This is a genomic window from Citrobacter sp. S55_ASV_140 (assembly GCF_018919505.1).
GTDB lineage: Bacteria > Pseudomonadota > Gammaproteobacteria > Enterobacterales > Enterobacteriaceae > Citrobacter > Citrobacter werkmanii.
This window is the reverse complement of record NZ_JAHLQZ010000037.1, coordinates 1-24902: the sequence shown is the minus strand read 5'-3', so window position 1 is coordinate 24902 and position 24902 is coordinate 1. Positions and strand designations below refer to the sequence as shown.

Sequence of the window (24902 nt, the reverse complement as noted above, 5' to 3'; positions counted from 1 at the left end):
GCTATACTCGTGCCGCTTCGTCCCCTTAGTTAAATGGATATAACGAGCCCCTCCTAAGGGCTAGTTGCAGGTTCGATTCCTGCAGGGGACAATCTGAGCGCTTATGTCCCCTGCTAAATAATCCTACGAACCCTGTACCACGCAAGGCTTAGAGCCGAAATCAGTATCCAACCATTTCCAGCCGATAGCTTTCGCAGCCACGAACAAAAGTATCTCTTTTCGTTACTCTCACACAGTCAGAACGTCGGGAGAGATATCTATGGCCTTAACTAATATTCAGATTAAAAATGCAGCTCCCGACGAGACGGACTACACCCTTTCAGATGGGTCAGGATTATTCATTATCATAAAACCTCAAGGTTCCAGGCTCTGACGCTTTCGTTACCGACAGGATCAACTGTTCTTTTTTGCTGGCGATATAGCTCGGTAACTCCCCATGAAAACTGCTGGTAAGCAGTTCATAAAGAGAAGGTGAATTTCTGCGCGTGTAGACTTCGTTTTTCTGTTATGGATATGATAAATTCATTTCATCCCATCAGCCGCAGAAGTAATGTGCACCTCCTGTTCAAGACTTGCGATTAAAGAGGCCCATATTGCTGTAATATATTCATTTAGCATCGCATCATTTAATGGCTCTTCCGCACACTGGTTCTGAGCACAGAGATTCTCAATATAAAAGTCCAGTGAACGATAAAAATCTCCGACATTATATTCCAACGCAAATGCCAGCAGGTAACAGGCACTAATCATTGCATATTGAGCAAATGTTCCTTCTTTAGCAGGGAAAGTGTCCGTATCAGGAACTCTCCTTATACAGGCATACCGTAAATGGCATAAGGATGAAGCAGGCAATCCATAAGCCGAAGTTAATTTCAACGCATTAATCATATTTTCATAAAACGGGAGAAGCTTCTCATTATAAATACCATCAAAGTGCGCGACACAATTACTTAGATCACGCAAAACTAAAACACCCAGCATTAGCTTTCGGTGAAAATCGAGTTTCTCGATATCTTCAGCATACTTACCAAAATAGTGATTGCTATACATTTCAACTTCCTGACTATGTGATGATTCGTTAAGAGTAAGTTACCGTGTCGGCTTACAATAATAGCACTGAGAGACATTGCCTCTTTCTATTCTGGTAACGGGCGCCCTGTCGCGTTCCATGCACTGATAAAATCGTTAATATTAAAATCGATTTCTTCCTCTTCCAGCACATCCAGTATGTCATGGTAAGAATGTTGACTCATACCGGGTTCCTGAAGCCAGCGAAGTAATCCTTGCTGATTAAGGCCCTCCGATGCTACGCGAATTTCACTTCGCAATGAAGACTGCATGTGCGCACGCGTGGTGTGACTGAGTCCCTGCCGCAAAGCTGCTCGTTTACCTGAGGTCGTAGGCATGGCGTAGTCAGTATTCTTTTGTTTAGACTCTTTTATCCACTGACTTATCTTGGTTTTTGAAGTTTTGAGTTTGTTTGCAATTTCATTCTGGCTAATCCCCTCCAGGGACATTGCTAATGCCTTAGCTTTCCTTGGATCACCTGCTTTACGTTTTTTCTGTTTCTCCACCCAGATTTTATGTTCTGGCCATGAAACCATAGTACTTTTATTAACTCCGGTCTGCCTCCCAATATCGGTGAGAGATAAATCACCTTCGACTAAAAGGCGTCTTGCTTTGGCTACATTATTTGCTTTTATCGAAGATTCTGCCTTCATGGTTTTAGCGAACTGGCGTTCTTCCTCGGTATAAGACTTTCCGGTACGTTGGCCTTTGCTAAGTTTATGTGAAAAAGGCCGACTGGTGGTGACATGATGCTTCAGCATCTTATGCTCGCATTCAAGACAAACATCCCGGGAGGGTTCAATGTGTTTTATTTTGCTGACCTTATTAACCAAAACGGCCTCGGCATGCCCGGCATCTTCCACAACAGTGATACGATGGCTACGTGCCCAGATTTTTAATTTCTGACAAACAGGATAGCTACTTGATGAAAGGTAATATTGATTGTTGTTATCCACCCCAATTGCTGTTGTTGTGCAGTCCCGAACAAAGGGATCCAATTCGTCAATAGCTGAACTCAATAAGGCTTTCATTTTTATCTGAACAGATTGAACAGCATTACACTCCTTGCCGACCACCTGTTTTATTGTCGCAATTTTCTTCATCAGTACATTTTCTCTTTCAGAGACTGAGGCAGCAACATCATTTGTTTTTAAATTCTTAAGATCATGCTTCCAGTTATGCAATGTTCTTTCGGCAACCTGAGTCTCTTTTGCAATGGCTCTCACTGACCGCTTTTCAAGCAAGAGTTTCTTCGCTTTTTCTTTATCCTGTATTTGTGCTGACAACAGAGCCTGAAGCCACAGATGGCCCCCCCACCAGATAACGCCGGTAAGAATGACGGCAAGCGCTATCCAGAACCAGACTGAACGGAACAGACTCCAGCGATGTTTCCCCATCAGGTCAACAACCAGTGACAGACCTGCATCAGGCGGAGAAACGCGTTCAGAAAGGGCTTTCACTACCTCATCACGCTGCGACTGGCTGACCTCTTTCAGGCTGTATAACCCCTGAAAACCCAGGGCAATCACCCGGTGATAACAGGTTAAAACGGCCGGGTTCGGTGAGGGCTGACGCAGGACTTCTGCAATGCGATCCCATAGCGCTTCACCTGCCCGAAGTGATCCAAAAAACCGGGCCTGAAGCGGCGCTTTACGCCAGGCTATCTGGCCTTCATCAACTTTCGTCGCCTCTCCTTCCTCGCTTTTTTCAGGCTTACGGCTCATCACCGTCTCGTCAAGCAGGGCGCATTGTGCGTAGGAAATATGCCCGACACTGGCCTCGTCATAACCGGCACGCTCCAGCGCTTCCCGCACACTTTCAACCTGTTTAACGCATTTGTGGTAAAGCGCAGAGCCATTAAGCGTGACAGCGCCGTTCTTCAGCATGGTGACGGTGAGCCAGGTCTCCGTCATCAGCTGGTCGATATCAATATCCTGTCTCATGAGCGCAATACCGCAAACAGTTCAAGTTCCAGAGCGCCAAGTAACTCAGGCACATAGAACATACACACCCCCTGCTCCAGCATTTCATGCGCAGCGGAGCTTTCCATATCAAGCGCGAAGTACTGGTTCTCCATACGTACAGGCAATGCTGCCGGGACCCTGCTCACCGGAATCAATGGAATCCCCCTGAGCGCGGCACCATATATGGTATTAACCTCATCAGGTGACCCCGCCTGACAGAGTGCCGGGAATTTGTCGGCAACCTGCCAGGCAGGGATATCTGAGCGCACAGAGAGCCAGAGGTCGGCCTCTTCACGCAGACGAATATCGTGAAGGTTGGCCTTCCATGTCTGTCCGTCCGGGCGGGACATTTCCAGTGCAATGACCCGGGATGGCAGACTTGCCTCCAGCAACCCCGCTATCAGGTCAAACAGCGGGGGAAACGCATTGGCTGGTTCCTCGTGGTCATACCCCGGTATAGCGTCAAGGTCATGGTCCAGGGAAAAGGTCAGCATACTGCCTGCCAGACGAGCGAGCTCCGCCCACACCTGTTCAGGTGGACGGCAAGGAAAACGTTCGTATTCCGTCAGCACTCTGGCGTGAGAATTCAGTGCATTCAGCAACCAGAAAAGGGAAACATCCGCGACAGCAAAATCGGCAAGTCTTTCGTTGCTTTCACGACGCATGGTCATCAGACGCTGGCGTCGGGAGCGTAACTGGCGATTGAGCAGCACCAGACGTTCGCGAAGAACCGGACTTGCTCCGAATGACGCCACTGGAGGAATAAAAGACGGATCCTGTCGCCACGCATTTGGTCCATCCCGGAGCAGTCTTGCTACCGGGCAGACTTTCCAGGCCTCATTACTTTCATGGGCAAACCGGATGGTGAAATTAAACCGGGCAACTGCCATGGATTCTTCTTCAGAACCAAAAACATCCGGTATAGTTACCCATTCCTCCCGGTAACGAAGCGGACGGTCAGCGGTCATGCCTTCCTGTTCAACATTAACAACACCGGGCTGCAAATGAGGGAGTGCGATAACGACTGTTACCGCATCCAGACCAGCCAACAGATCCGGGTCTAACTCGCGAGGAGGGGGAAGCAGATCGCTCCTTTGCGCATCAATCAGTGAACCATCTTCCAGCCAGAGGCGTAACTGCGTAATCTGGATCAGGCCGGACGAAAGAAAACTGTCATTAAACTCAATCTTTTCCACGCCCCAAGGGAACGGGGTGGCTAGCGCTGATGCACCGGCATTGCGAAAAGATTCCCATTCAGCCTGCTGCTGGAACTGCTGAGGGGACAGCAAAGCCCCCTCGTTCCACAGTGGACGATAAATTTTCATCCCTGTCCTGCCTTATGCTTTTGCTTTAGGCATCCGGGATGCCACAGACAGATTGACGTCCATGCCATCGACCTGGAAATGAGGGATTGCAAAGCGTTTCACACGGAAGAAACCCGGCTTGTCCTCAATGTCTTCAACAATGACTTTGGTATCGCGAAACGGATGGGACGCCTGCAGATCGTCGCCTACGCTGTCGAAATTGCTCTTCGAAATGTTTACCTTTTCGCGTTCAGACAACGGACGATTTTCCCGGCCATGACAGAAGCCCCTAACTGTCAGCAGTTTCAGCGGCAGCTCGGTTTTTTTCTGGGCCCCACCGGTGTGCAGGGCTAAATATAAGTTAATACGAGCTTTGGGTATTTCTTCCTGGTACGAACCGGACATGCAATGTTCCTTCATTTGACGTGTCTACGACAGCAGAAGAAGTGAAAGCCACAGGGGCTTTCCACAGAACGACTCCACCGCCCTGACAGCGATAAATAATGATGAATAAAACAGAGGGTTACGATGAAAATCGTACGCCGGTTGATGGCGTTAACAAGTCTGCACGCCCGATGCAAATGTAAATAATAATTTCACTTAAAGCCCGTCACTGCTATTTTCCATTTCAGAAAATGAACAAATATTTCTTTCCGCATCCATTGCCCATAAAGGATTTGAGCGTATACAACCCGCCATCGCGCCACTTAATTCCCGTTATTAATTATTTCGGTTAAGTAACAATTTAGCGCTCAGCTCCGATTAAGTTTTTCCAATCTGATGATTATTCAATCCGCAAACTTCACCCCATAAATACAAACAACATAAACAATATCTTTTGACAATTATTAATTACCCACCATGTACATCAAGCAGAGAATTCAGAGTGGGTTTTATGTATATTTTAAATGTTAAACCATTTTTCAGAAAATCAAATTATTTATTCCAGAAACTTATTCTCCATTGAAAAATAATTCTTCACAACAATAATTATGAATGCGTTAAAGTATTTATAAAATAGATATATAACCCAGCAATCATTGATTAATCGCCGAAACAGATCGAGTTTTAAAAATTGAAGTGTGAAAATGATCTGGCTTTTCAAAATACCTCTGCCAGCATATGCCATAAATTCCCATTAAGCCGAGAACGGTTATTAATGAATCCCCCTTTTACGCTGCCGGCCAAACTGTCGCCCCTGGCTTGTCGTCAGGTTGCCAATCAGGCCTGGTGCCCTGCCACAACCGGCGAGCCATTGCTGAATTCTGCCCGTGATATTGCAGAAAGCTGGCTGAATGCTGTCATATCTGCTGCAACGATGCCATGATTCAGTCCCACATCGACCGGGCGCTGTCTCCCCAGGATGCGATTAACTATCTCATTGAACGTTGCAGGAAAATATCTCTTTAGCTCAGCCCTGAGCCAGGCGATAAAACGGTACTGGCCTCATTGTTGCAGTGAGATTATCAGACACCAATATCTGGCCCGTCGCTACCCGCATCCCTGATTTTCTCAACCTCAGTACGTCAGCTGCTATACGCTGGCTGCCAAACCAGAAAAGCCCGTCCAACGCCGTGACATCAAGTCCTGATTCGAGCGCTATCTTCAGGCGTTCCCGTGGAGATTTCACCGCTTTTGCGATCTGCTGGTAAGGGGCTTCGGTCAACCCTTCTGGATCTATGCGCCGGATACGATGCGACAGGCGATACTGAAATTCATCCGGTATACCGTCAAGGCTCGCTTTCAGGGTATACACACACCCAAAGCGTTTACCATTAAAGATGACGTTTTTCTGGCTAAGCTGTAGCACGTCACGCACGCTGGCAATCAATTGCGGGGTGCGAAGTAATAACAACCGAAAAGGCAGTTCAAAGCTGGTCACATAGTCCACGTTCAGTAAGGCAATACGCAGACGCTCTTCCGGGCCGGCCTTCATTTCCCGACATTCAGCAATGACGTCAGCCCATTGGCCGGTAAGACGAGAACTTTCAGCAGCCTCTGTAAAGCTGTACTTTTCAGTCTGATAATCAATACGTCCGCTCACACGGCATTCCCTTCTGGCCACATTTCGTGTATTTGCTGCTCACTTTACCAGCGACAGACGACTACCGAAAGCCCGGCAACCTAACAAATATTGATTCAACTCATATACTTAATTGTTATCACACTGATAATCTCATGGAATTCATTGGCTGGCGGACAGGGTCACCGTGTTAGAAATCTTTTCTTAACCCACTGAAAAATATCTAACAAATATTTTTCTCATATAAAAACGATGGTTCGTTCAATACGGATCCGAATTTATTTGGGTTAAAAAAGGTACGGTATGAAAGTCACATGGACTGTCACTCCTGCCGGGTACCAGCGTATTACCAAACGCTGTCCCGCATGTAATGTAAAACGCGAGTTTGCACCTTCCGGGTCCTTCAGGGTCAATTCACAAAAAAAAGTGCTCGATATCTGGAGCATTTATAAATGTACGCATTGTGAATATACGTGGAATATCTCGCTGTTCTCACGGCTTCACATCAGCAAAATTAACCGAGAGCTGTACCAGCGGTTTATCACTAATGATGCCAGTACGGTTCACTATTATTCTCATGATAAAGCCACTCTGAGCCGAAACAACGCTGAGCTTGCGGGTAAGCCTGATTTTCGTGTTCAGGAACAATGGCAGGCCAGCATCAACATTGACCAGCACTTCGCCGTCAGCATCAGGCTTACCTGTGCTTTTCAGATCAGTGTGCTATCGATATTGAAGCGCCAGCTTTTACTCAGCACGGCGGAGATTAAGAGCCTGATAGATGAAGGTCATATTCGCGGTATCACCATGAAAGAACTCAAATCCCGAAAGTTACGGACAGCAAATGTCGATTTTCACTTGTCTGCGGTAACGTTGTATGCCCGGCGAAGGGTGGTTCTGGCGCCACGTTAATAGAATAAGGCTCATCCTGAGGTAATGAGCCCTCCCGATCCGACACCTTTGCCGGATCGGGATAGCGGTGTCATGTCAGACAACAAAACGATTAACCAGATCCCTCATGGTTACTGAGAGATTATCCAGCCGCTGGCTGTCATTCGCGGCCTGAGAAACCAATGCCGCGTTTTGCTGTGTAACTTGCTCCATGGGTCTCAGCGCCAGGTTTATCTGGGAAACACCCTGCGATTGTTCCGTCGCTACCCGGGCGATATCGCCGATATATTGCTTCATACTGGTGGTATTATCCGCCGCCGCCTTTAGCGCGGTAGCTGATGCGGTAACCCGCTCAACGCCCTCGCTGATTTTTACCATATTCTGCGCCACCAGCTCACGGATCTGATTCGCTTCTTTAGCACAGCGCTGTGAAAGGTTACGCACTTCACTGGCTACTACCGCAAACCCCCTTCCCATCTCTCCGGCGCGAGCCGCTTCAACAGCCGCATTCAGCGCCAGCAAATTCGTCTGAAAGGAAATATCATCAATTGAGGTAACGATATTTGAGATTTTCTCACTGGAGGAGCGAATATCCCCCATGCTCTGATTTGCCGCGCTGGCGACGTTACTGGCCTGGCGAACCTCTTTTTCCAATCTTATTGTCAGGAGCTCCGCTTCGCGGGCATTGTCCGCCGTTTGCGTAATCGTCGTTGAGAGCTGTTCCATACTGGCCACGGCTTCTACAATCGATGCGGCCTGTTCATCGGTGCGCTGGGCCAGATCCTGATTTCCCGCCGTAATACTACTGCTGGCATCGTACAGCACCAGAGAGCCTTGTTTAATCTCCTGCACGATGTGCTGAATATTTTCCAGCATCGTGTTATAGGCGCGATTGAGCGAAGAAAGCTCGTCTTTACCTGGTGTCGCCAGACGTTGAGTCAGATCGCCGTTCATACCCGCAATCTTGTTTAGCGTGTCGCTGAACTGACGGTGCATATTGAGTGCGATGGCCCCGGCGAACGCCAATGATGCCAGTAGCGCCAGCAGGCTCACGGCCATATATATCTGCCAGTTCTTACGCGCATCCTGCGCGAGTTTTATCGCACTTTCCCACAGAAGATTCGCTGCCACATTTTCAATCTGTCGCATCACTTCAATACGCTGGGTTTGTACCTTAAACCAGACGGTAGGATCGACGTCAAATCCACCATTCGCCGCATGACTAAACGCAGCTTCGCGTAATGAAAGCGCTTGGGTAGCGTCGGTGGATTGTAAGCGACTTTTGAGCATGGCGGCCTGTTCAGGTGGACTCAGGCGCAAAGATTGCGCCAGCCAGACATTCTGTTTACTGACCACATCGCTAAGCTGATGTAATTGTCCGTCGGCGAAATGACCAGAGGAAAAGATATTTGCCAGCAGCGCCCGCTCAATACCCGCTTGCTCCTTCAAATTCAGCAGGTTGTAGTAGGCTGCGAATGAATTCGCCATCTCGCCGGAATCCGTCAACGTCCCTAACCGGCCCACAAAATTCAGTACATCAGCAATAACGTTGGTATAAAACTTAACCACCTCAGAGGCTGGCAGACCCAATTGCGTCACCTTTTCCCGGAGTGTCGCCAGTGACAGAATATTTTTCTTAAACGCGGCGACCGAGGTAGTGACATCCCCTGCCTGTAAGCCGGTATCGGACAGCGAATCCACAAATACCTCGATCTCGCGATCGGTTAAGGCCCGTTGTGCGTTTAGTTCATCTTTGAACGTCTTCCCTTCGGCCCCAAGAAACCCGACACTCATTCCACGCTCTTTTTGCAGTTCATGCACCACATTTCCGGCACTGCGCGCGAGGGCTGTCAGTTGGGCAATATTCTCCATCTGTCGTTCTGTTTCGATGCGCGTCCATATTCCTGAACCAGCAAACCAACATAACGCCAATAATAGTGGTTGCAGCGCGATTATTAACTTCATTTTCATCGGCATTCGATAAACCCACCACATGCCACTTACCTCCCTTATCCATATTTTCGTCATGGTTATCGGCGTGGTGTTGCTGCACTTTACATCTTTTCAAGAGATACATGGCTATTTATTTGGTTTAATATTGTTCAATATACCTCTATATAATTAGAACAAACAGGATAAACATCCATTTATATTATATTCCCAAATCTATATTTTATTATTTGAGAATATATAGCATGTTATATCTTATTCTAAGGAGGGTAATGATTAACTTGATGCTCAACGGCAGAAAGACACAAGATCGCTCCCACCGCGAGTGGCGCCCAAAGAGCTACCTGCAGAGCGCGCCTCATCTGGCTTCCCACCGAACGTTAAGGTTATAATCCTTACAACGATTTTATTGGATTAGAAGCGACGATGACAAAACTTACCCTACAGGAACAGATGCTTAAGGCCGGTCTGGTCAGCAGCAAAAAAATGGCAAAAGTGCAGAGAACGGCGAAAAAATCGCGCGTTCAGGCTCGTGAAGCCAGAGAAGCGGTGGAAGAGAATAAGAAAGCACAGGCCGAGCGTGATAAACAGCTCAGCGAGCAGCAAAAGCAGGCTGCGCTGTCTAAAGAGTATAAAGCGCAGATCAAACAACTTATTGAAATGAATAAAATCACCATTTCTCGTGGCGATATTGGTTACAACTTCACTGATAATAACCTAATCAAAAAAGTCTATGTTGATAAAGTGACCCAGTCGCAGTTGATCAAGGGCCGTCTGGCCATTGCGCGTCTGACGGCTGAAAGCAGTAGCGATAGCGAATATGCCATCATTCCGGCTGTCGTCGCCGATAAAATTGCCCAGCGCGATGCAAGCTATATTGTATTAAATTGCGAGCTTAGCCAGGAAGCGAAGGACGAAGACGATCCGTATGCTGATTTTGTCGTCCCTGATGATTTGATGTGGTAAGAAAAACAAACAGATAATTCAGACTTCCGTCGCGTATTTCGGTGAGCGCTCGCGCCGCCACCGAAATACTGTCAACGTCTCTTCTTCTGGAACCTCGCCACTAAAACTTATAGTGTTCTTTGCTCAGCCCGTATTTTCTCATGCGTAAATACAGTTTTTTACGCGGAATTTGTAAATACTCCGCCACTTCATTAATGCGTCCCTGATGAATATTTAACGCCTCGGTAATAATCTGCCGCTCGTACTCCTCCACCCGGCGATCGAGCGGCGTCGGTTCAGGCATATGCATCTGCGGATTTGCGGTTTCAGCCAGCGGAAGTAGCCCAACAGCAAAAAGCTCAGCGGCGTTCGCCAGCTCCCGAACATTACTTAACCACACGCGGCGCCGCATGCCTTTCATGAGTTCCCCGTCAACGTCAGGTACCGGATGATTCAGGCGCAGACAGGCTTTCTGCAGATAATGACGAAACAGGGGCTCAATATCATCGGGACGCTGTGATAACGGCTGACAAGCGATTTGCGTCATCGCGAAACAGTAATAGAGTTCGGCCACAATCTGGTTAGTTGCCGCCAGTTCCACCAGCGATGTGGCGCCAATGCCGATTAAGCGAAAAGGACGCCGCTCCTGGCTTTGCAGGTGCACCAGTTGGTGCTGCTGTTCGCGCGTCAGGCATTCAATATGGCTCAGGACCAGCGTACCACCTTGCGCCTGGGTAATAAGGTCATTGAGTTGTCCCGCATTGCCTGGCGTCAATTCACCGCGGATAAACGGTTCCTCGGTGCTGCGCCCAAGCTGATGCAAATAACGGGCTCCTGTCATACGCCCCGTTCCCGCCTCGCCATAAAACCAGACGGCAATATCCGTTTCCGCCAGCTGCTGCAGACGCTGGCGGTACTGATTGACCCATTCGCTGTAACCGATCAGCTCAACCTGCAGCTTTTGCTGACAATAGTGGCGACGCGCAATCACCGATTTTCGCTGACGCAGCGCATCTTCTACCAACAACAGCAGTTTGCCGGGGTCAACCGGTTTTTGCAGAAAATCCCATGCCCCTTTTTTCACCGCTTCCACGGCCATCGGGACGTCGCCATGGCCGGTGATCAACAGGATCGGCAGCTGATTATCATCCTGATGAAACAACGTCATGAGATCGATTCCATTGCAGCCAGGCATACACACGTCGCTCAGGACAATCCCCGGCCAGTCGGCCTGTAGCCAATTTCGGGCGTCAAAAGGGTTACTGCATGCGTATACACGATAACCCTCCTGTTCAAGCAACAGCGTGTAAGCGTCGAGAACATCGGCATCGTCATCAATCAGCAAAACAGCATATTCATCACACAACATCGTTTACATCCGTCAGATTAAATTGCAGCACGACGCAGGCATTGCGCCCCGGCGTCGAGGCCAGGCGCAGCTCGCCGTTCATTTGCGTCATTAACGATACACAAATCGATAAACCAATACCGAGACCCACATCCTTACTGGTGGTAAACGGCTTTAATAGTGATGGCAACAACGCGGCTGGCCAGCCGGGGCCGTTATCACAGACTAAGACACATAATCGGTGGCCTTCAGCCTGCCAGTGAACCTCTATTTCCGCGGCAGCCGGACAGGCATCCAGCGCATTTGCCAGTATGTTTACCAGTACCTGCTGAATACGCACTTCATCACCTGCCACCCACACACTGTGAGCAGGAAGCGTCAGCGTGCCCTGCTGCTTATGGCGCATAGCCAGCAGTTCCCAGGCAGCAGTAAACGTTTGTCGTAGATCGACCGGATGTAAAGGCGCGCCCGGCTCAGCCCGACGCGCAAACTGACGCAGCGAACGGATAATGGCATCGATGCGGGTAATCAGCCCCTCCGCTTTGGTTAACGTGCTTCTGGCCTGAGCGGATTGCCCCTGCTCAATTGCCCTTCCCGCCGTAAACAGGTACATCGACAGCGCATTCAGCGGTTGATTAATTTCGTGTGCCAGAGTGGTCATGGTCTGGCCGACCACCGCCAGTTTAGCCGTCTGGATCAGCTCATCCTGCGTAGCCCGGAGATCGGACTCAATCTCCTTACGCTCCGCCACTTCCTGCTCCAGCTGATTTTTTTGCGCATTCAACTGGCCCAGGGTATGGCGCAGCAGGCCCGCGATACGCCCCAATTCATCGCGCCCGTAAACCGGGATAGTGGCGTCCGTTCGCCCCAGACCGATTTGCACCACAGCCTGGTTGAGCGCGGTAAAACGCTTCACCAGCCGGGAACGAATGAAGTAGTGGTTAAGTCCCCAGGCGAGAAGGAGCGCCAGCAGCGTCGCCAACAGAATAAGTCCGCCGCTGACGCGAACAATTTGTTCCAGCCGCTGGTTAAACATCTGCATTTGCTGATGGCTACTTCCCAATTGCGCTTCAAGCAGTGTTCGAAAGCGCCCGAGCGTTGCCTCTCTGGCGTGGTTGGCATCAATGAGCGCCTTTTGCGCAGCGACATAATCGCGCATCGTATCGGGCATTTTATTTTTCATCATCCCGATTTCCAGCAGTTCATCAATAGTTTGCCGCAGGGTGATTGTACTGGGCCAGTCATCGAGGGTACGGATGTTTTCATCGGCGGTTTTCTTCAGATTCTCCAGGTAGCGGATATGGTTCTCCACCAGCATCCCGTCGTCGCTGCCCGATTTCAGTTCATTAAGCCTGTCGCGTAAATCATCGACGATCTGATTTTCAATTCTTGCCAGGGTGTACACCTGCTGCTGCTCGTTTTGCACCTCTCTGGCACGTTTGAGATACAGCGCCGCATCGCCACTTTTTGCCTCGATTTGATCCAACAACGTCCCCTGTTGCCAGGTAAAATCCTGCACCAGTGAATTCAGCTCGGTGTTAAAATCATCGTGTAGCCAGTCGATGCGTGCGGAGAGTTCACTCACTTTTTCACGCACGAGGAACATGTTGTAGAGCACCCGGTCCAGTTCCGCCATCAACGCCCGGCTGTCCTGCAAAATCACCGCCAGCTGCTGTTGTTCTGCGGGTTGTAGCCCCCGGCTCAGTGTCTCGATTTTATCCAGATGTGAGATTATCTGATTGCGCAATTGCAGCCTCACCGTCGTGTTGGGGGCCAGCAGGAATTCATTAAGTTGATCCACAACCAGGTTAAGATTCCCTTCAATCAAAAAAGCGGAATGCACGCGCGGGAAGTAATCATCAAGCGAATAGCGTATCTGCGAGCTCTGCTCATGCCATGAGTACAAACTGACGCAGCTTACGCTCAATGTCAGTAGTGCGCCCGTCAGAAAGGCTCCCCGCAGGCTGCTGCTGATGTTGAGCTGCCGCAGGCGTTGCAGTATCGATCCACCTTTCATTTTAATTCTTCCAGTTTTGCTATCGCCTGACGTTGATTTTTAAGAAACCACAGCTGCCATTCCATCATCTGCTGTTCGGCAAAGCTTTTGTTATCGAACTGAGCAAGCCAGGCCTCATCTTCACTACGCCTGGCATCTATCGGGACGCTGGTCAGTAAGGCTCTGATTTCGGGTAACGGGCGTTTAAGGCGCGCTTCCGCACTGTATAGAGCTCGCCAGGCATCTTTCAGTTGTGCGAGACGAAAACTGATGGCGGTATCAAACATCCGTTGCACCAGCCGCTGCCGCTTAAGGATCAGCCGATAATTAAGCGCAGGCTGATTCATCAACATAGCCTGTTGAGCGGCCCGTGGGTTATCTGGCGCGAGCTGGGTAACCGGATATTTTCCCGTATTCGCATCCGCAAGGATCCGCTGTCCTTCCGGACTTAATAAGTAGCGGATAAAACGACGCGCTTCACTGGCATGCTGGCTGTTCTTGAGAACGGCGACATAGGTTGGCGACACTGCGGAGCGAGGAAAATAGGTAAAGGCCAGATGCGGATCGTTGAGCAACAGGTTGGCATAGTTATCAATGACCGGCCCGGCAACGCCAAGACCGATCTTAATTTTGTCGGCGACGCCAAAACTGCGTGATGAAATCGTCACCAGATTACCCGCGCTCGCTAACAGCGTCGCCCAGCCCTCTTCCCACCCTTTTTGCTGCAACAGCGACTCAACCATCAGATGGTTGGTATCGGAACGTGACGGACTACTCATCAACAACGCATTCTGATATTTAGGCTGCGTTAAATCCGCCCAGTCAGCAGGAGGAGAAAGGTGTCGCGCCGCCAGCGCGGAACGGTTAATTAGCAGGCCAAAACCGGATATCGCCACCGCCACAGAGGTAGAACGAATAGACTCAGGCACCAGCCTCTGGCTTTCCGGCAGCGCATTATCAAAGGGCGCCAGCTTCTGATGCTCCTGAAGATGCTGTAACAGCATGGGCGATGAGGTCAAAATGAGATCAACGTTTTCCGCATTCGCGGTATCAAGCAGTTGTTCCAGCGAGCTGCTGGTCCGGTTTAACGTGCGAATCATCACCGATCCCGGCTGCGTCTGCCAGCGCTGGATAATCCAGGCCGTGGCGCCGGGAGAAAAGGTTGTGGCCATCACCAGCTCTTTACTCAACGCCTGGCGACTCGCCAACAGCGACATGAAACAGAGCAAGATTGCCCAAAAACGCCGCCAACAGAAAAGTCTGTTTGTGATCCCGTTCATAAATACCAACATGTGCAAAAAATAATATTGAGACAAAACTTACCCGTTTATCACTACAGCAGAGAGGAATAAGGTTATTCGCAAGTTTACCAAACGCAAAGTGACTACATCAGCAAAGAATACCCGAAAATACAGTATGAATTTGTTAATATCCGCACATGCCAGCAATAAAAGTCCGCGCAAAAGAACAGAAATAAAATATCATTATTTAAAAAGAGTCAAAATCCGCCGCGCTACCCACAAAATGGGTCAATAATGACACATTTCATCGACTTGAGTTTCTCTCCTGCCTATTTCACTCTTCACCACGAAAACTCCTGATATTCACATCAATATAAATTTAGGTGATGATATGTTATCAATATTTAAGGCAGGGCCTGCGGCAAATAAAGTCCCGGCGGAGAAAGTCCAGGAAACTTATGGCCGCTATCGCATTCAGGCATTACTCAGCGTATTCCTGGGCTATCTTGCGTACTATATTGTGCGTAATAACTTCACGCTCTCAACGCCTTATCTGAAGGAGCATCTGGATCTCAGCGCCACGCAGATCGGTTTACTCAGCAGTTGTATGCTTATCGCCTATGGGATCAGTAAAGGCATTATGAGCAGCCTGGCAGACAAAGCCAGCCCCAAAGTCTTTATGGCATGCGGTTTGATTCTGTGCGCCATCGTCAACGTAGGTTTAGGGTTCAGTACCGGATTCTGGATTTTTGCCGCGCTGGTTGTCTTCAACGGCTTGTTCCAGGGGATGGGCGTCGGCCCTTCATTTATTACTATCGCCAACTGGTTTCCGCGTAAAGAACGTGGACGCGTTGGCGCATTCTGGAATATCTCACACAATGTCGGTGGTGGTATTGTTGCCCCGATCGTTGGTGCCGCCTTTGCCATTTTGGGAAGTGAACACTGGCAAAGCGCCAGCTATATTGTTCCGGCCGGCGTTGCCGTCCTGTTTGCATTTATCGTGCTGATGCTGGGGAAAGGTTCACCACGCCAGGAAGGTTTACCGGCTCTGGAACAAATGATGCCGGAGGAAAAAGTTGTATTAAATGCCCGACACGCTGTCCAGGCGCCAGAAAATATGAGCGCCTTCCAGATCTTCTGCACTTATGTCCTGCGTAATAAAAATGCCTGGTATGTTTCACTGGTAGATGTTTTTGTCTATATGGTACGTTTTGGCATGATTAGCTGGTTGCCAATTTATCTGTTAACCGAAAAACATTTCTCGAAAGAGGAAATGAGCGTCGCTTTTTTATTTTTCGAATGGGCGGCAATCCCTTCCACATTACTGGCGGGTTGGCTTACCGATAAACTGTTTAAAGGCCGTCGCATGCCATTGGCCATGATTTGTATGGCACTGATTTTCGTCTGTCTGATCGGCTACTGGAAAAGCGAATCGCTGTTGATGGTGACTATTTTTGCCGCCATCGTTGGCTGCCTGATTTATGTTCCTCAGTTCCTGGCCTCCGTTCAGACCATGGAAATCGTACCCAGCTTCGCAGTGGGTTCCGCAGTAGGATTGCGCGGATTTATGAGCTACATTTTTGGCGCGTCATTGGGCACCAGCCTGTTTGGCGTAATGGTCGACAAAATGGGATGGCATGGCGGTTTCTATCTGCTGATGGGGGGAATTGTCTGTTGCATCCTGTTCTGCTACCTCTCTCATCGCGGGGCGCTGGAACTTGAGCAACAGCGGAAAAATGCTCAGCAAGAAGAAGCATCACTCCAGTTGGCTGACGCCCGTTAATCGATTTCAGTCTCGCAAAAAGTGCCAGCGCAGCTGGCACTTCCCTACTCTCAGCTAAATAAAAAACAGCTAAACGTGAAAATTCATTTCCAATCGTAACACGCCGGATTATTGCCTACCGTCCCCCACCATAAAGCGAATGATCAAACCGCATGTTGGGGCAAGAAAAAGGAATAATCCGGTTACCATTTCGTTACCATTAGTCAACCGCATAGTAAAAACGTAAATTAAGGCGGTGAGTATGACCATGCCGATAAAAGCGCTTATTGACGCCGCAGCGCCCATTACCTGCCAGATGTAGCAACTGACGCTCAGAATACTCAATGCGAGAAAGGTCCAAAAATAGAGCATAGCGATACCTCCTGTTTGCCATAAAACTTTACGTAAGTCCTTACACTCCCTTGTTTTTATATTCTAAGATAATTTCCATCAGTCCGCAATTTAAGCAACATTTACGTTACAAAAATCACTCATCTGCTTACTATTTAGATATACACCTGGAGTTTATTTATTCATCATAAAAACAATGAATTATAAATAGTCTTTTTTTTGTTCTTAATCGCCCCCAAAATATTTACGAAACTTGAGTAATTATTTCTGGCTGACATTAATCTTCGGGTGTACATTGTGCGTCCGATCATTCATGCCCCTCGTGGTTTTGTCCTGACTCAGTTTTACACTCTTTGCAGGAACCAATGTCGTTTATGGCGGCCTAACGATCTGTGCAGAGTGTAACGCGCCAGACCCAGCGTCTTCGCGATACATCTATTTCGTATCAACAACAGGTGCTTATGTTTCCCCAATGTAAATTTTCACGCGCGTTTTTACATCCGCGCTATTGGCTCACGTGGTTTGGCGTCGGTGTGCTCTGGTTACTGGTACAACTTCCCTATCCCGTATTATGTTTTCTTGGTACCCGTACAGGAACACTGGCTCGTCCATTTTTAAAGCGCCGTGAATCTATTGCACGTAAAAACCTCGAACTCTGTTTCCCCAATCTGTCGCAGGAAGAGAGAGACAAACTGGTCGATGAGAACTTCCGTTCACTCGGCATGGGACTGCTTGAAACAGGTATGGCCTGGTTCTGGCCGGATCACCGCGTTCGCAAATGGTTTGATGTAGAAGGGTTGGACAACCTGAAACGCGCCCAGATGGAAGACCGTGGCGTGATGGTCGTAGGCGTACACTTTATGTCGCTCGAATTAGGTGGCCGCGTAATGGGGCTGTGCCAGCCTATGATGGCAACCTATCGCCCGCACAACAATAAGTTGATGGAGTGGATCCAAACCCGCGGTCGTATGCGTTCCAACAAAGCCATGATCGGCAGAAATAATCTGCGTGGCATTGTCGGCGCCCTGAAAAAAGGGGAAGCGGTATGGTTTGCTCCCGATCAGGACTACGGTCGTAAAGGAAGCTCGTTCGCGCCTTTCTTCGCCGTTAAAAACGTGGCAACCACTAATGGTACTTACGTGCTGTCACGCCTGTCGGGCGCAGCGATGCTGACCGTAACCATGGTGAGAAAAGCAGATAACTCAGGTTACCGCCTGTTTATCACACCACAAATGGAAGGTTACCCGGCAGATGAAAGCCAGGCTGCGGCTTATATGAATAAAATTATCGAAAAAGAGATCATGCGCGCGCCCGAGCAGTATCTCTGGATCCACCGTCGCTTCAAAACCCGCCCCATGGGGGAAGCCTCGTTATATATCTAACAAGAAAGGCCTTACGGCCTTTCTTTTTGTCTGTGGCTGAATTACTTAACGCCCCACTCGTTCTGTAGTTCAGCCATGCGCTCATTGTAGTTACGAGCAATACAGGCTGGTTTATCCTGCTCTTTCCAGCACTCGTTTCGTCCTTTAACCCAGCCGCGCTGCTCCGCTTTCAGCGTTGGGTTATTTTTCGATTTAACCAACGCCTGTTTGTAAACCCCGTTCAACTTAACATCCATCGCGGAGAGTGATGGACTCTGGCAAATAACCTCTTCAATACTTCCCTTTGCCACCGCTGAGCAGGAGAAAGAAGGGCCGCTGTGGGGCGATTTTTCCCCCGGGGCGTAGTCAATATTGTCTTCAGGCTGACAAATTCCGTGCTTACGATTTGGCCCTGCCCATGAAACTTCCGGGTTGCCGTCATCTTTACGGGAGATGGAAAGCGTATTTTTGCCGCTTTTGGCTTCCCAGTAGTTTTCATTGAAGCTCTTTACGGTCGCCTTGGCACCGTCAATCCAAACGTTACCTTTACCATCACTATTCACACCACCAATACTTGCGCAGCTGAAATTAAACGCCAACGGTGAGGCCGCCATCGACGTCACTGGCGTAAGAACGAGTGCTAACATCATTAATCTGGTCATTTTTAACCTTTTCATTATTGAATTCCGCGAAAAATTAACCGCATACATACTATGGTGATATGAGAATTCTCCGACTAATCATTACGTCGCTCAATAGCAATTTATTACCGGCAGAAATTAAACTGTCGCCGAATCACGACACTTGTAAGTTATTAAAATTAAATAGAAAAATGCCTCTTGTCTCACCTCATTTTTAGGCGTACATTAGCGCCGTCTGGAGCACTAAAGCTCAGAATTCTGAGGTGATGCCGCCAGGCAAACGAGGGATATTCTCCATTTCGTTTGCGCGTGCATCAGCTCTCTGTCAGGTAAGCATATGTTCATTCAGACGTACCCAGGTACGCGGAGAGATGAAAAGTGAAATATTTCTTTATGGGCATTTCTTTTATGGTCATCGTTTGGGCCGGTACGTTCGCCCTGATGATCTAAATAAAAGACGCAGCAAAAAACAGGAGCCATCAGGCTCCTGTTTGCTTTTGGAGATCTCACGATCGGTTAGTCGGTACTTTCAATAGCCGATTTCGCACTGGCAGGCAGTAAGCCATCTGCGCGGAACATCGCTTTGATGCCGCGGATCGCCTGGCGGGTACGGTCACGGTTTTCAATTAAGGCAAAACGCACGTGCGTATCGCCATAATCACCAAAGCCAATCCCCGGCGAAACGCATACTTTCGCTTCGTTCAGCAGTTTCTTGGCAAACTCAAGTGACCCCATCGCGGCATATTGCTCAGGAATTTTCGCCCAAACGTACATTGAGGCCTTTGGCATCTCAACCATCCAACCGGCCTCATGCAGTCCTTTAACCAGCACATCGCGACGGCGTTTATACTGCTCGGCAATATCCCGTACGCATTGCTGATCGCCTTCCAGCGCCGCGATTGCCGCAACCTGCAACGGTGTAAACGTCCCGTAATCGTGATAACTCTTGATGCGTGCCAGCGCGTTGACCAGCGTTTTATTGCCAACCATAAAACCGATACGCCAGCCCGCCATGTTGTAGCTTTTCGACAGGGTGAAAAATTCAACCGCGACATCACGAGCGCCAGGTACTTGCATAATCGATGGCGCTTTCCAGCCATCGTAAACGATATCGGCATAAGCGAGATCGTGAACCACCAGCACGTCATAGCGTTTAGCCAGCGCGACGACTTTTTCGAAAAATTCCAGCTCGACGCACTGTGCTGTCGGGTTGGACGGGAAACCTAAGATCATCATCTTCGGTTTCGGGTAGCTTTCACGGATCGCGCGCTCCAGCTCATTAAAGAAATCGACACCTTCGACCAGCGGCACTGACCGTACCTGCGCCCCGGCAATCACCGCGCCATAAATATGGATCGGATAGCTCGGGTTGGGTACGAGAACCGTATCCCCATGATCGAGCGTTGCCAGCATCAGGTGCGCCAGTCCCTCTTTGGAACCAATGGTCACAATCGCTTCGGATTCAGGATCAATCTCAACGTCATAGCGTTCCTGATACCAGCGGGAAATCGCCCGACGCAGACGCGGAATGCCGCGAGACGTGGAATAGCCATGCGTGTCCGGGCGCTGCGCCACGGTACACAGTTTTTCAACAATGTGAGGAGGCGTGGCCCCATCCGGGTTCCCCATACTGAAATCGATAATATCTTCGCCGCGCCGACGCGCAGCCATCTTCAGTTCAGCGGTAATGTTAAAAACGTAAGGGGGAAGGCGATCAATACGCGTAAAGCGACGTTCAGGGCGGGAGTCAGCCATAATATCCTCAGATTAACGTTAGCGCCCGGACCGTCCGAGCGACGCTGCCACGATGGTGGCACGTTTAGAAAATAGCCTGAATAATTTCCTTCTGTCGAGAGGCAAAACAAAATATTTTTTTCGACACAAATGAGGAACAGGCAAACAAAATGAGGAAATATTCATTTTCACACACCGCTAAAAATTACCATCATTTAACATTTTATTGTTGAAAACATTACCTTGATCTTTGCGCTTAGAAGACAGGTATTGTAAATACAACAACAATGCAACAATCCCCTTTTAATATTAAGGTTTTTCCTCATTAGCCGCAGGCTGCGCGGGCGCTGGTCATCCAGACTCAGGTTGCCTATCATAGAGGTTTAACCCCTGCGCAAGAGTCACCCGTGCACGAAATATTTAATATGCTGCTGGCGGTATTTGACCGGGCAGCGCTGATGCTGTTTTGTCTGTTTTTCCTGATTCGTATCCGCCTGTTTCGCGAACTGTTGCACAAGTCAGCTCACTCCCCGAAAGAGTTGCTCGCCGTCACCGCGATTTTCTCGATGTTTGCCCTGTTCAGTACCTGGTCCGGCGTACCGGTTGAAGGCTCACTGGTAAACGTACGTATTATCGCGGTCATGTCAGGGGGAATTTTGTTCGGTCCGTGGGTCGGCATCATTACGGGACTCATCGCCGGCACCCACCGCTACCTGATTGATATTGGCGGCGTAACCGCCCTACCCTGCTTTATTACCAGTATTCTGGCAGGCTGCATTGCCGGGTGGATCAACCGTAAGATCCCCAAAGCGCAACACTGGCGCGCAGGTATTTTAGGCGGAATGCTGTGCGAATCCCTGACCATGATCCTCGTCGTTGCCTGGGCGCCTACGACCGCGCTGGGGCTGGATATCGTCTCGAAAATCGGTATCCCGATGATCCTGGGCAGCGTCTGTATTGGTTTTATCGTCATGCTGGTTCAAAGCGTGGAGGGCGAGAAAGAAGCCAGCGCCGCGAAACAGGCCAAGCTGGCACTGGATATCGCCAACAAAACTCTGCCGCTTTTCCGTCACGTCAACAGCGAGTCGCTCCGCCAGGTGTGTGAAATTATTCGCCATGACATCCATGCAGACGCCGTCGCGATTACCAATACCCAGCACGTTCTGGCCTACGTTGGCGTGGGTGAACTGAATTACCGCGATAACGATGACTTCGTCAGCCCGACCACGCGACAGGCGATCAATTACGGAAAAATCATCATAAAAAACAATGATGAAGCACATCGGACACCGGAAATACACTCCATGCTGGTGATCCCGCTTTGGGAGAAAGGCGTTGTCACCGGCACGCTGAAGATCTACTACTGTCACGCTCACCAGATCACCTCCTCGCTACAGGAAATGGCCATCGGCCTGTCGCAAATTATCTCGACTCAGCTTGAGGTTTCTCGGGCGGAACAGCTACGCGAAATGGCAAATAAGGCAGAACTGCGGGCACTGCAGAGTAAAATAAATCCCCATTTCCTGTTTAACGCCCTGAACGCTATTTCGTCGTCGGTGCGACTTAACCCGGACACCGCGCGCCAGCTCATTTTTAATTTGTCGCGTTATCTTCGCTATAATATTGAATTAAAAGATGATGAGCAGATCGACATCAAGAAAGAGCTGTACCAAATCAAGGATTACATCGCCATCGAACAGGCCCGTTTTGGCGACAAGCTGACGGTTATTTATGATATTGATGAAGAGGTAAGCTGTTATATTCCCAGCCTGCTGATTCAGCCGCTTGTCGAGAACGCCATTGTTCATGGTATTCAACCCTGCAAAGGGAAAGGCGTGGTGACCATCAGCGTTGCAGAGTGCGGAAATCGGGTACGAATTGCCGTGCGGGACACCGGTCATGGGATCGATCCGAAAGTGATTGAGCGGGTCGAATCCAATGAAATGCCGGGTAATAAAATTGGCCTGTTGAATGTCCATCATCGCGTTAAGCTGCTCTATGGCGAAGGATTACTGATCCGCCGTCTGGAGCCGGGCACAGAGATTGCCTTTTATGTGCCTAATCAGCACTCGCCCGCAGCCGCACCGGCCACATTATTGCTTTAACCAGGAGTGAAGTCGTGAAAGTCATCATTGTCGAAGATGAATTCCTGGCCCAACAGGAACTAAGCTGGCTGATAAAAGAGCACAGCCAGATGGAGATTGTCGGCACATTTGACGACGGTCTTGACGTGCTGAAATATCTCCAGCACAACCGCGTTGACGCTATTTTTCTGGATATCAATATTCCCTCGCTGGATGGTGTACTGTTGGCGCAAAACATCAGCCAGTTCGCGCATAAGCCCTTTATTGTGTTTATTACCGCGTGGAAAGAGCACGCTGTTGAAGCTTTCGAACTGGAAGCTTTTGACTATATTCTGAAACCGTATCAGGAATCGCGCATTGTCGGCATGCTGCAAAAGCTGGAGGCCGCCTGGCAACAGCAGCAAGCGGGAACCTCGCCAGCCAGCCCGGTGATCCGTGAAAACGATACGATCAACCTGATTAAAGATGAGCGGATCATCGTAACCCCGATCAACGACATCTACTACGCTGAAGCCCATGAAAAGATGACCTTCGTCTATACCCGGCGCGAGTCGTATGTGATGCCAATGAACATCACCGAATTTTGCAGCAAACTGCCTGCTTCACATTTCTTCCGCTGCCACCGCTCATTCTGTGTCAATTTGAATAAAATTCGCGAGATCGAACCCTGGTTTAACAACACCTACATTCTGCGCTTAAAAGACCTGGAATTTGAAATCCCGGTGAGTCGGAGTAAAGTGAAAGAGTTCAGACAGTTAATGCACTTATAGCGCAGAGAAAGAGCAATGAAAGAGCCAGACCTGCCCGCCGACCAACAGTTTTTTGCCGATCTGTTCAGCGGCCTGGTGTTAAATCCGCAGCGTCTGGGGCGCGTATGGTTCGCTACGCCGCGAACCACATTACCGACCGGCAGTTTATGTATTGACCTGCCCCGCCTGGATATCGTGCTGCGCGGAGAGTACAGCAACCAACTGGAAAAGCAGCAGCACAGTCTGGCGGAAGGCGACATGTTGTTCATCCCGGCTAAAGCGGCGAATTTACCAGGCAACGATAAACCGGTGATGCTCTTGAGCCTGGTATTTTCTCCAGCCTGGCTGGGACTCTCTTTTTACGACAACCGAACCGCATCGCTGTTGCGTCCCGTACGTCGCATTGAGTTACCACATCCGCAGCGCGGTGAAGGCGAGGCGATGCTTACCGCATTGACCCATTTAAGCCGCTCACCTCAGGCCCAGGATATTATTCAACCGCTGGTGCTTAGCCTGCTGCACCTATGCCGCAGCGTGGTCAACACCCGGCCTGATATAGCGCGCCCGCGCTCTGAATTTCTCTATCACAGCATATGTAATTGGGTCCAGGACAACTATGCCCAATCGCTGAGCCGGGACAACGTAGCGCAGTTTTTTAATATCACGCCGAATCACTTATCAAAAATATTTACCCAGCATGGCACCATGGGATTTGTCGAGTACGTGCGGTGGGTGAGAATGGCGAAGGCGCGCATCATCTTACAGAAATATCATCTGTCGATTAGCGAAGTCGCACAGCGTTGCGGGTATCAGGACAGTGATTATTTTTGCCGCCTGTTCCGCCGTCAGTTTGGCCTGACGCCGGGCGAGTACGGCGCGCGTTTCCAGTCAGCACGTTGATTGAGACAACACCAACGCGTTAGTCATATCCACTTGTATCGTTGTAAAATAACGCCCCTTCGCACATAACGTGCAGGCTGACTCAACAAAGTGAATATTCGATGAAAAACAGACGTGCACTTTCCCTGATGTGTCTTCAGATGCTGGAATCAGGTGCGGATCGTCGGACCGTGAAAAGAGCGCTCACCGCCCGACGCGTAAAAGGTCGCCAGGCGGTAGTACTGCTCTGCAAACAAGAGATGACGTTATTAAGGGCCGGGAAACTGCCGATTCAACACACCATAAATTAATAATTTCTCTATCAGAAGCGTTTACGCAGCCTGCAAGCGCCTCGCCGCAGGCTGGAAAGCGTTCCTCTCTGTAGAATTTAAAACGTCAGTTCCGCCTCCAGCAGCGCCAGAATGCTTTCGGCATCGGTAGCGGCAAACAACGACTGGCGGAACTGCTTGTTCACCAGCTTACGCGCCAGCTGCGAGAAGACCTTCACGTGGTTAATGCCTTCATCGGCGCCCAGCGTCAGCATGATCACCAGTTCAACGTCGCCCATCTCGGACTGCCAGTCTATCGGCTGAGCAAGCCGGGCAATACTG

The 24902-nt window shown here is 49.5% G+C and carries 21 protein-coding genes, 1 tRNA gene and 1 pseudogene; 10 read left to right on the top strand and 13 right to left on the bottom strand.

Going from position 1 to position 24902, the window contains the following annotated elements; all coding sequences use genetic code 11:
* The first annotated feature begins 19 nt into the window (after positions 1-19).
* Positions 20-91, top strand: a tRNA-Arg gene (locus KQJ18_RS08605).
* 431 nt (positions 92-522) lie between these two features.
* On the opposite strand, the gene KQJ18_RS08600 is transcribed toward KQJ18_RS08605, so the two are convergent.
* The 5 genes and pseudogenes from KQJ18_RS08600 to KQJ18_RS08575 all read right to left on the bottom strand — a co-directional run bounded on the left by KQJ18_RS08600 (position 523) and on the right by KQJ18_RS08575 (position 6380).
* Positions 523-1050 carry a hypothetical protein gene (locus tag KQJ18_RS08600; protein ID WP_199965599.1) on the bottom strand — a complete coding sequence of 176 codons (528 nt, stop codon included), beginning with the start codon at positions 1048-1050 and terminating at the stop codon, positions 523-525.
* A 1283-nt stretch (positions 1051-2333) separates the two neighbouring features.
* Positions 2334-3011, bottom strand: a pseudogene (tssL, locus tag KQJ18_RS08595) (type VI secretion system protein TssL, short form); the annotation flags it as partial.
* On the bottom strand, positions 3008-4357 hold the full coding sequence (gene tssK / locus KQJ18_RS08590) for a type VI secretion system baseplate subunit TssK (protein WP_216421827.1): 1350 nt from the start codon (positions 4355-4357) through the stop codon (positions 3008-3010). The pseudogene tssL and the gene tssK, both read right to left, overlap by 4 nt.
* Before the next feature lie 12 nt (positions 4358-4369).
* Complete coding sequence (locus KQJ18_RS24845) at positions 4370-4741, bottom strand: type VI secretion system contractile sheath small subunit (RefSeq protein ID WP_256444613.1); 372 nt, start codon at positions 4739-4741, stop codon at positions 4370-4372.
* Between the two features lie 1006 nt (positions 4742-5747).
* On the bottom strand, positions 5748-6380 hold the full coding sequence (locus KQJ18_RS08575) for a hypothetical protein (protein WP_038642401.1): 633 nt from the start codon (positions 6378-6380) through the stop codon (positions 5748-5750).
* Positions 6381-6662: 282 nt separating this feature from the next.
* Here KQJ18_RS08575 and KQJ18_RS08570 point away from each other — a divergent pair, with 282 nt between their 5' ends.
* Positions 6663-7271, top strand: a complete 609-nt coding sequence (locus tag KQJ18_RS08570; protein ID WP_087857281.1) for a DUF1062 domain-containing protein — start codon at positions 6663-6665, stop codon at positions 7269-7271.
* A gap of 75 nt (positions 7272-7346) precedes the next feature.
* On the opposite strand, the gene KQJ18_RS08565 is transcribed toward KQJ18_RS08570, so the two are convergent.
* Positions 7347-9245: a methyl-accepting chemotaxis protein gene (locus KQJ18_RS08565; RefSeq protein WP_137347721.1), complete on the bottom strand. Its 1899-nt coding sequence runs from the start codon at positions 9243-9245 to the stop codon at positions 7347-7349.
* 381 nt (positions 9246-9626) lie between these two features.
* Here KQJ18_RS08565 and KQJ18_RS08560 point away from each other — a divergent pair, with 381 nt between their 5' ends.
* Positions 9627-10166, top strand: coding sequence for a DUF2058 domain-containing protein (locus KQJ18_RS08560; protein ID WP_038642407.1), 540 nt, complete (start codon positions 9627-9629; stop codon positions 10164-10166).
* A gap of 100 nt (positions 10167-10266) precedes the next feature.
* Here KQJ18_RS08560 and pgtA read toward each other — a convergent pair whose 3' ends face one another.
* From pgtA to pgtC, 3 genes are read right to left on the bottom strand one after another with little or no spacing between them, the layout of a single operon-like run.
* Positions 10267-11514: a two-component system response regulator PgtA gene (pgtA, locus tag KQJ18_RS08555; protein ID WP_216421826.1), complete on the bottom strand. Its 1248-nt coding sequence runs from the start codon at positions 11512-11514 to the stop codon at positions 10267-10269.
* A complete protein-coding gene (pgtB, locus tag KQJ18_RS08550) occupies positions 11504-13495 on the bottom strand; it encodes a two-component system sensor histidine kinase PgtB (RefSeq protein ID WP_216421832.1) in 1992 nt (663 codons plus the stop codon). The genes pgtA and pgtB overlap by 11 nt, the downstream gene beginning before the upstream one ends.
* Before the next feature lie 11 nt (positions 13496-13506).
* Positions 13507-14700, bottom strand: coding sequence for a phosphoglycerate transport regulator PgtC (gene pgtC / locus KQJ18_RS08545; RefSeq protein ID WP_216421831.1), 1194 nt, complete (start codon positions 14698-14700; stop codon positions 13507-13509).
* A gap of 421 nt (positions 14701-15121) precedes the next feature.
* On the opposite strand from pgtC, the gene pgtP reads away from it, so the two are divergent.
* Entirely contained in the window at positions 15122-16513 is a 1392-nt protein-coding gene (pgtP, locus tag KQJ18_RS08540; RefSeq protein ID WP_038642412.1) for a phosphoglycerate transporter PgtP, read from the top strand.
* A gap of 108 nt (positions 16514-16621) precedes the next feature.
* On the opposite strand, the gene KQJ18_RS08535 is transcribed toward pgtP, so the two are convergent.
* Positions 16622-16864 (bottom strand): DUF2545 family protein, encoded by a 243-nt coding sequence (locus tag KQJ18_RS08535; RefSeq protein ID WP_038642414.1) that lies wholly within the window; start codon positions 16862-16864, stop codon positions 16622-16624.
* 440 nt (positions 16865-17304) lie between these two features.
* On the opposite strand from KQJ18_RS08535, the gene lpxP reads away from it, so the two are divergent.
* Positions 17305-18225: a kdo(2)-lipid IV(A) palmitoleoyltransferase gene (gene lpxP / locus KQJ18_RS08530; RefSeq protein WP_038642416.1), complete on the top strand. Its 921-nt coding sequence runs from the start codon at positions 17305-17307 to the stop codon at positions 18223-18225.
* 41 nt (positions 18226-18266) lie between these two features.
* Here the strand turns inward: lpxP and KQJ18_RS08525 are convergent, their stop codons facing one another.
* Positions 18267-18881, bottom strand: coding sequence for a lysozyme inhibitor LprI family protein (locus KQJ18_RS08525; protein ID WP_160955453.1), 615 nt, complete (start codon positions 18879-18881; stop codon positions 18267-18269).
* A 342-nt stretch (positions 18882-19223) separates the two neighbouring features.
* Between KQJ18_RS08525 and ypdK the strand changes: the two genes are divergently transcribed.
* Entirely contained in the window at positions 19224-19295 is a 72-nt protein-coding gene (ypdK, locus tag KQJ18_RS08520) for a membrane protein YpdK (RefSeq protein WP_010723117.1), read from the top strand.
* A 66-nt stretch (positions 19296-19361) separates the two neighbouring features.
* On the opposite strand, the gene alaC is transcribed toward ypdK, so the two are convergent.
* A complete protein-coding gene (alaC, locus tag KQJ18_RS08515; RefSeq protein WP_042306985.1) occupies positions 19362-20600 on the bottom strand; it encodes an alanine transaminase in 1239 nt (412 codons plus the stop codon).
* Between the two features lie 386 nt (positions 20601-20986).
* On the opposite strand from alaC, the gene KQJ18_RS08510 reads away from it, so the two are divergent.
* The 4 genes from KQJ18_RS08510 (at position 20987) to KQJ18_RS08495 (ending at position 24602) form a co-directional block, all read left to right on the top strand.
* Positions 20987-22684: a sensor histidine kinase gene (locus KQJ18_RS08510; RefSeq protein ID WP_071888159.1), complete on the top strand. Its 1698-nt coding sequence runs from the start codon at positions 20987-20989 to the stop codon at positions 22682-22684.
* A 14-nt stretch (positions 22685-22698) separates the two neighbouring features.
* A complete protein-coding gene (ypdB, locus tag KQJ18_RS08505) occupies positions 22699-23433 on the top strand; it encodes a two-component system response regulator YpdB (RefSeq protein ID WP_085047785.1) in 735 nt (244 codons plus the stop codon).
* Between the two features lie 15 nt (positions 23434-23448).
* Positions 23449-24312 carry an AraC family transcriptional regulator gene (locus tag KQJ18_RS08500; RefSeq protein WP_216421824.1) on the top strand — a complete coding sequence of 288 codons (864 nt, stop codon included), beginning with the start codon at positions 23449-23451 and terminating at the stop codon, positions 24310-24312.
* Positions 24313-24413: 101 nt separating this feature from the next.
* Positions 24414-24602, top strand: coding sequence for a hypothetical protein (locus tag KQJ18_RS08495; protein WP_071888160.1), 189 nt, complete (start codon positions 24414-24416; stop codon positions 24600-24602).
* A 77-nt stretch (positions 24603-24679) separates the two neighbouring features.
* Here the strand turns inward: KQJ18_RS08495 and KQJ18_RS08490 are convergent.
* Positions 24680-24902 (bottom strand): PTS sugar transporter subunit IIA (locus KQJ18_RS08490; RefSeq protein ID WP_216421823.1); only part of this gene is annotated, 223 nt, incomplete at its 5' end.

Excerpts from the sequence above, each read along its gene's own strand:
- KQJ18_RS08600 (WP_199965599.1), bottom strand. The coding sequence starts at position 1,050 with ATGTATAGCAATCACTATTTTGGTAAGTATGCTGAAGATATCGAGAAA.
- tssK (WP_216421827.1), bottom strand. The coding sequence starts at position 4,357 with ATGAAAATTTATCGTCCACTGTGGAACGAGGGGGCTTTGCTGTCCCCT.
- KQJ18_RS24845 (WP_256444613.1), bottom strand. The coding sequence starts at position 4,741 with ATGTCCGGTTCGTACCAGGAAGAAATACCCAAAGCTCGTATTAACTTA.
- KQJ18_RS08570 (WP_087857281.1), top strand. The coding sequence starts at position 6,663 with ATGAAAGTCACATGGACTGTCACTCCTGCCGGGTACCAGCGTATTACC.
- KQJ18_RS08565 (WP_137347721.1), bottom strand. The coding sequence starts at position 9,245 with ATGTGGTGGGTTTATCGAATGCCGATGAAAATGAAGTTAATAATCGCG.
- KQJ18_RS08560 (WP_038642407.1), top strand. The coding sequence starts at position 9,627 with ATGACAAAACTTACCCTACAGGAACAGATGCTTAAGGCCGGTCTGGTC.
- pgtA (WP_216421826.1), bottom strand. The coding sequence starts at position 11,514 with ATGTTGTGTGATGAATATGCTGTTTTGCTGATTGATGACGATGCCGAT.
- pgtP (WP_038642412.1), top strand. The coding sequence starts at position 15,122 with ATGTTATCAATATTTAAGGCAGGGCCTGCGGCAAATAAAGTCCCGGCG.
- KQJ18_RS08535 (WP_038642414.1), bottom strand. The coding sequence starts at position 16,864 with ATGCTCTATTTTTGGACCTTTCTCGCATTGAGTATTCTGAGCGTCAGT.
- lpxP (WP_038642416.1), top strand. The coding sequence starts at position 17,305 with ATGTTTCCCCAATGTAAATTTTCACGCGCGTTTTTACATCCGCGCTAT.
- KQJ18_RS08525 (WP_160955453.1), bottom strand. The coding sequence starts at position 18,881 with ATGAAAAGGTTAAAAATGACCAGATTAATGATGTTAGCACTCGTTCTT.
- alaC (WP_042306985.1), bottom strand. The coding sequence starts at position 20,600 with ATGGCTGACTCCCGCCCTGAACGTCGCTTTACGCGTATTGATCGCCTT.
- KQJ18_RS08500 (WP_216421824.1), top strand. The coding sequence starts at position 23,449 with ATGAAAGAGCCAGACCTGCCCGCCGACCAACAGTTTTTTGCCGATCTG.
- KQJ18_RS08495 (WP_071888160.1), top strand. The coding sequence starts at position 24,414 with ATGAAAAACAGACGTGCACTTTCCCTGATGTGTCTTCAGATGCTGGAA.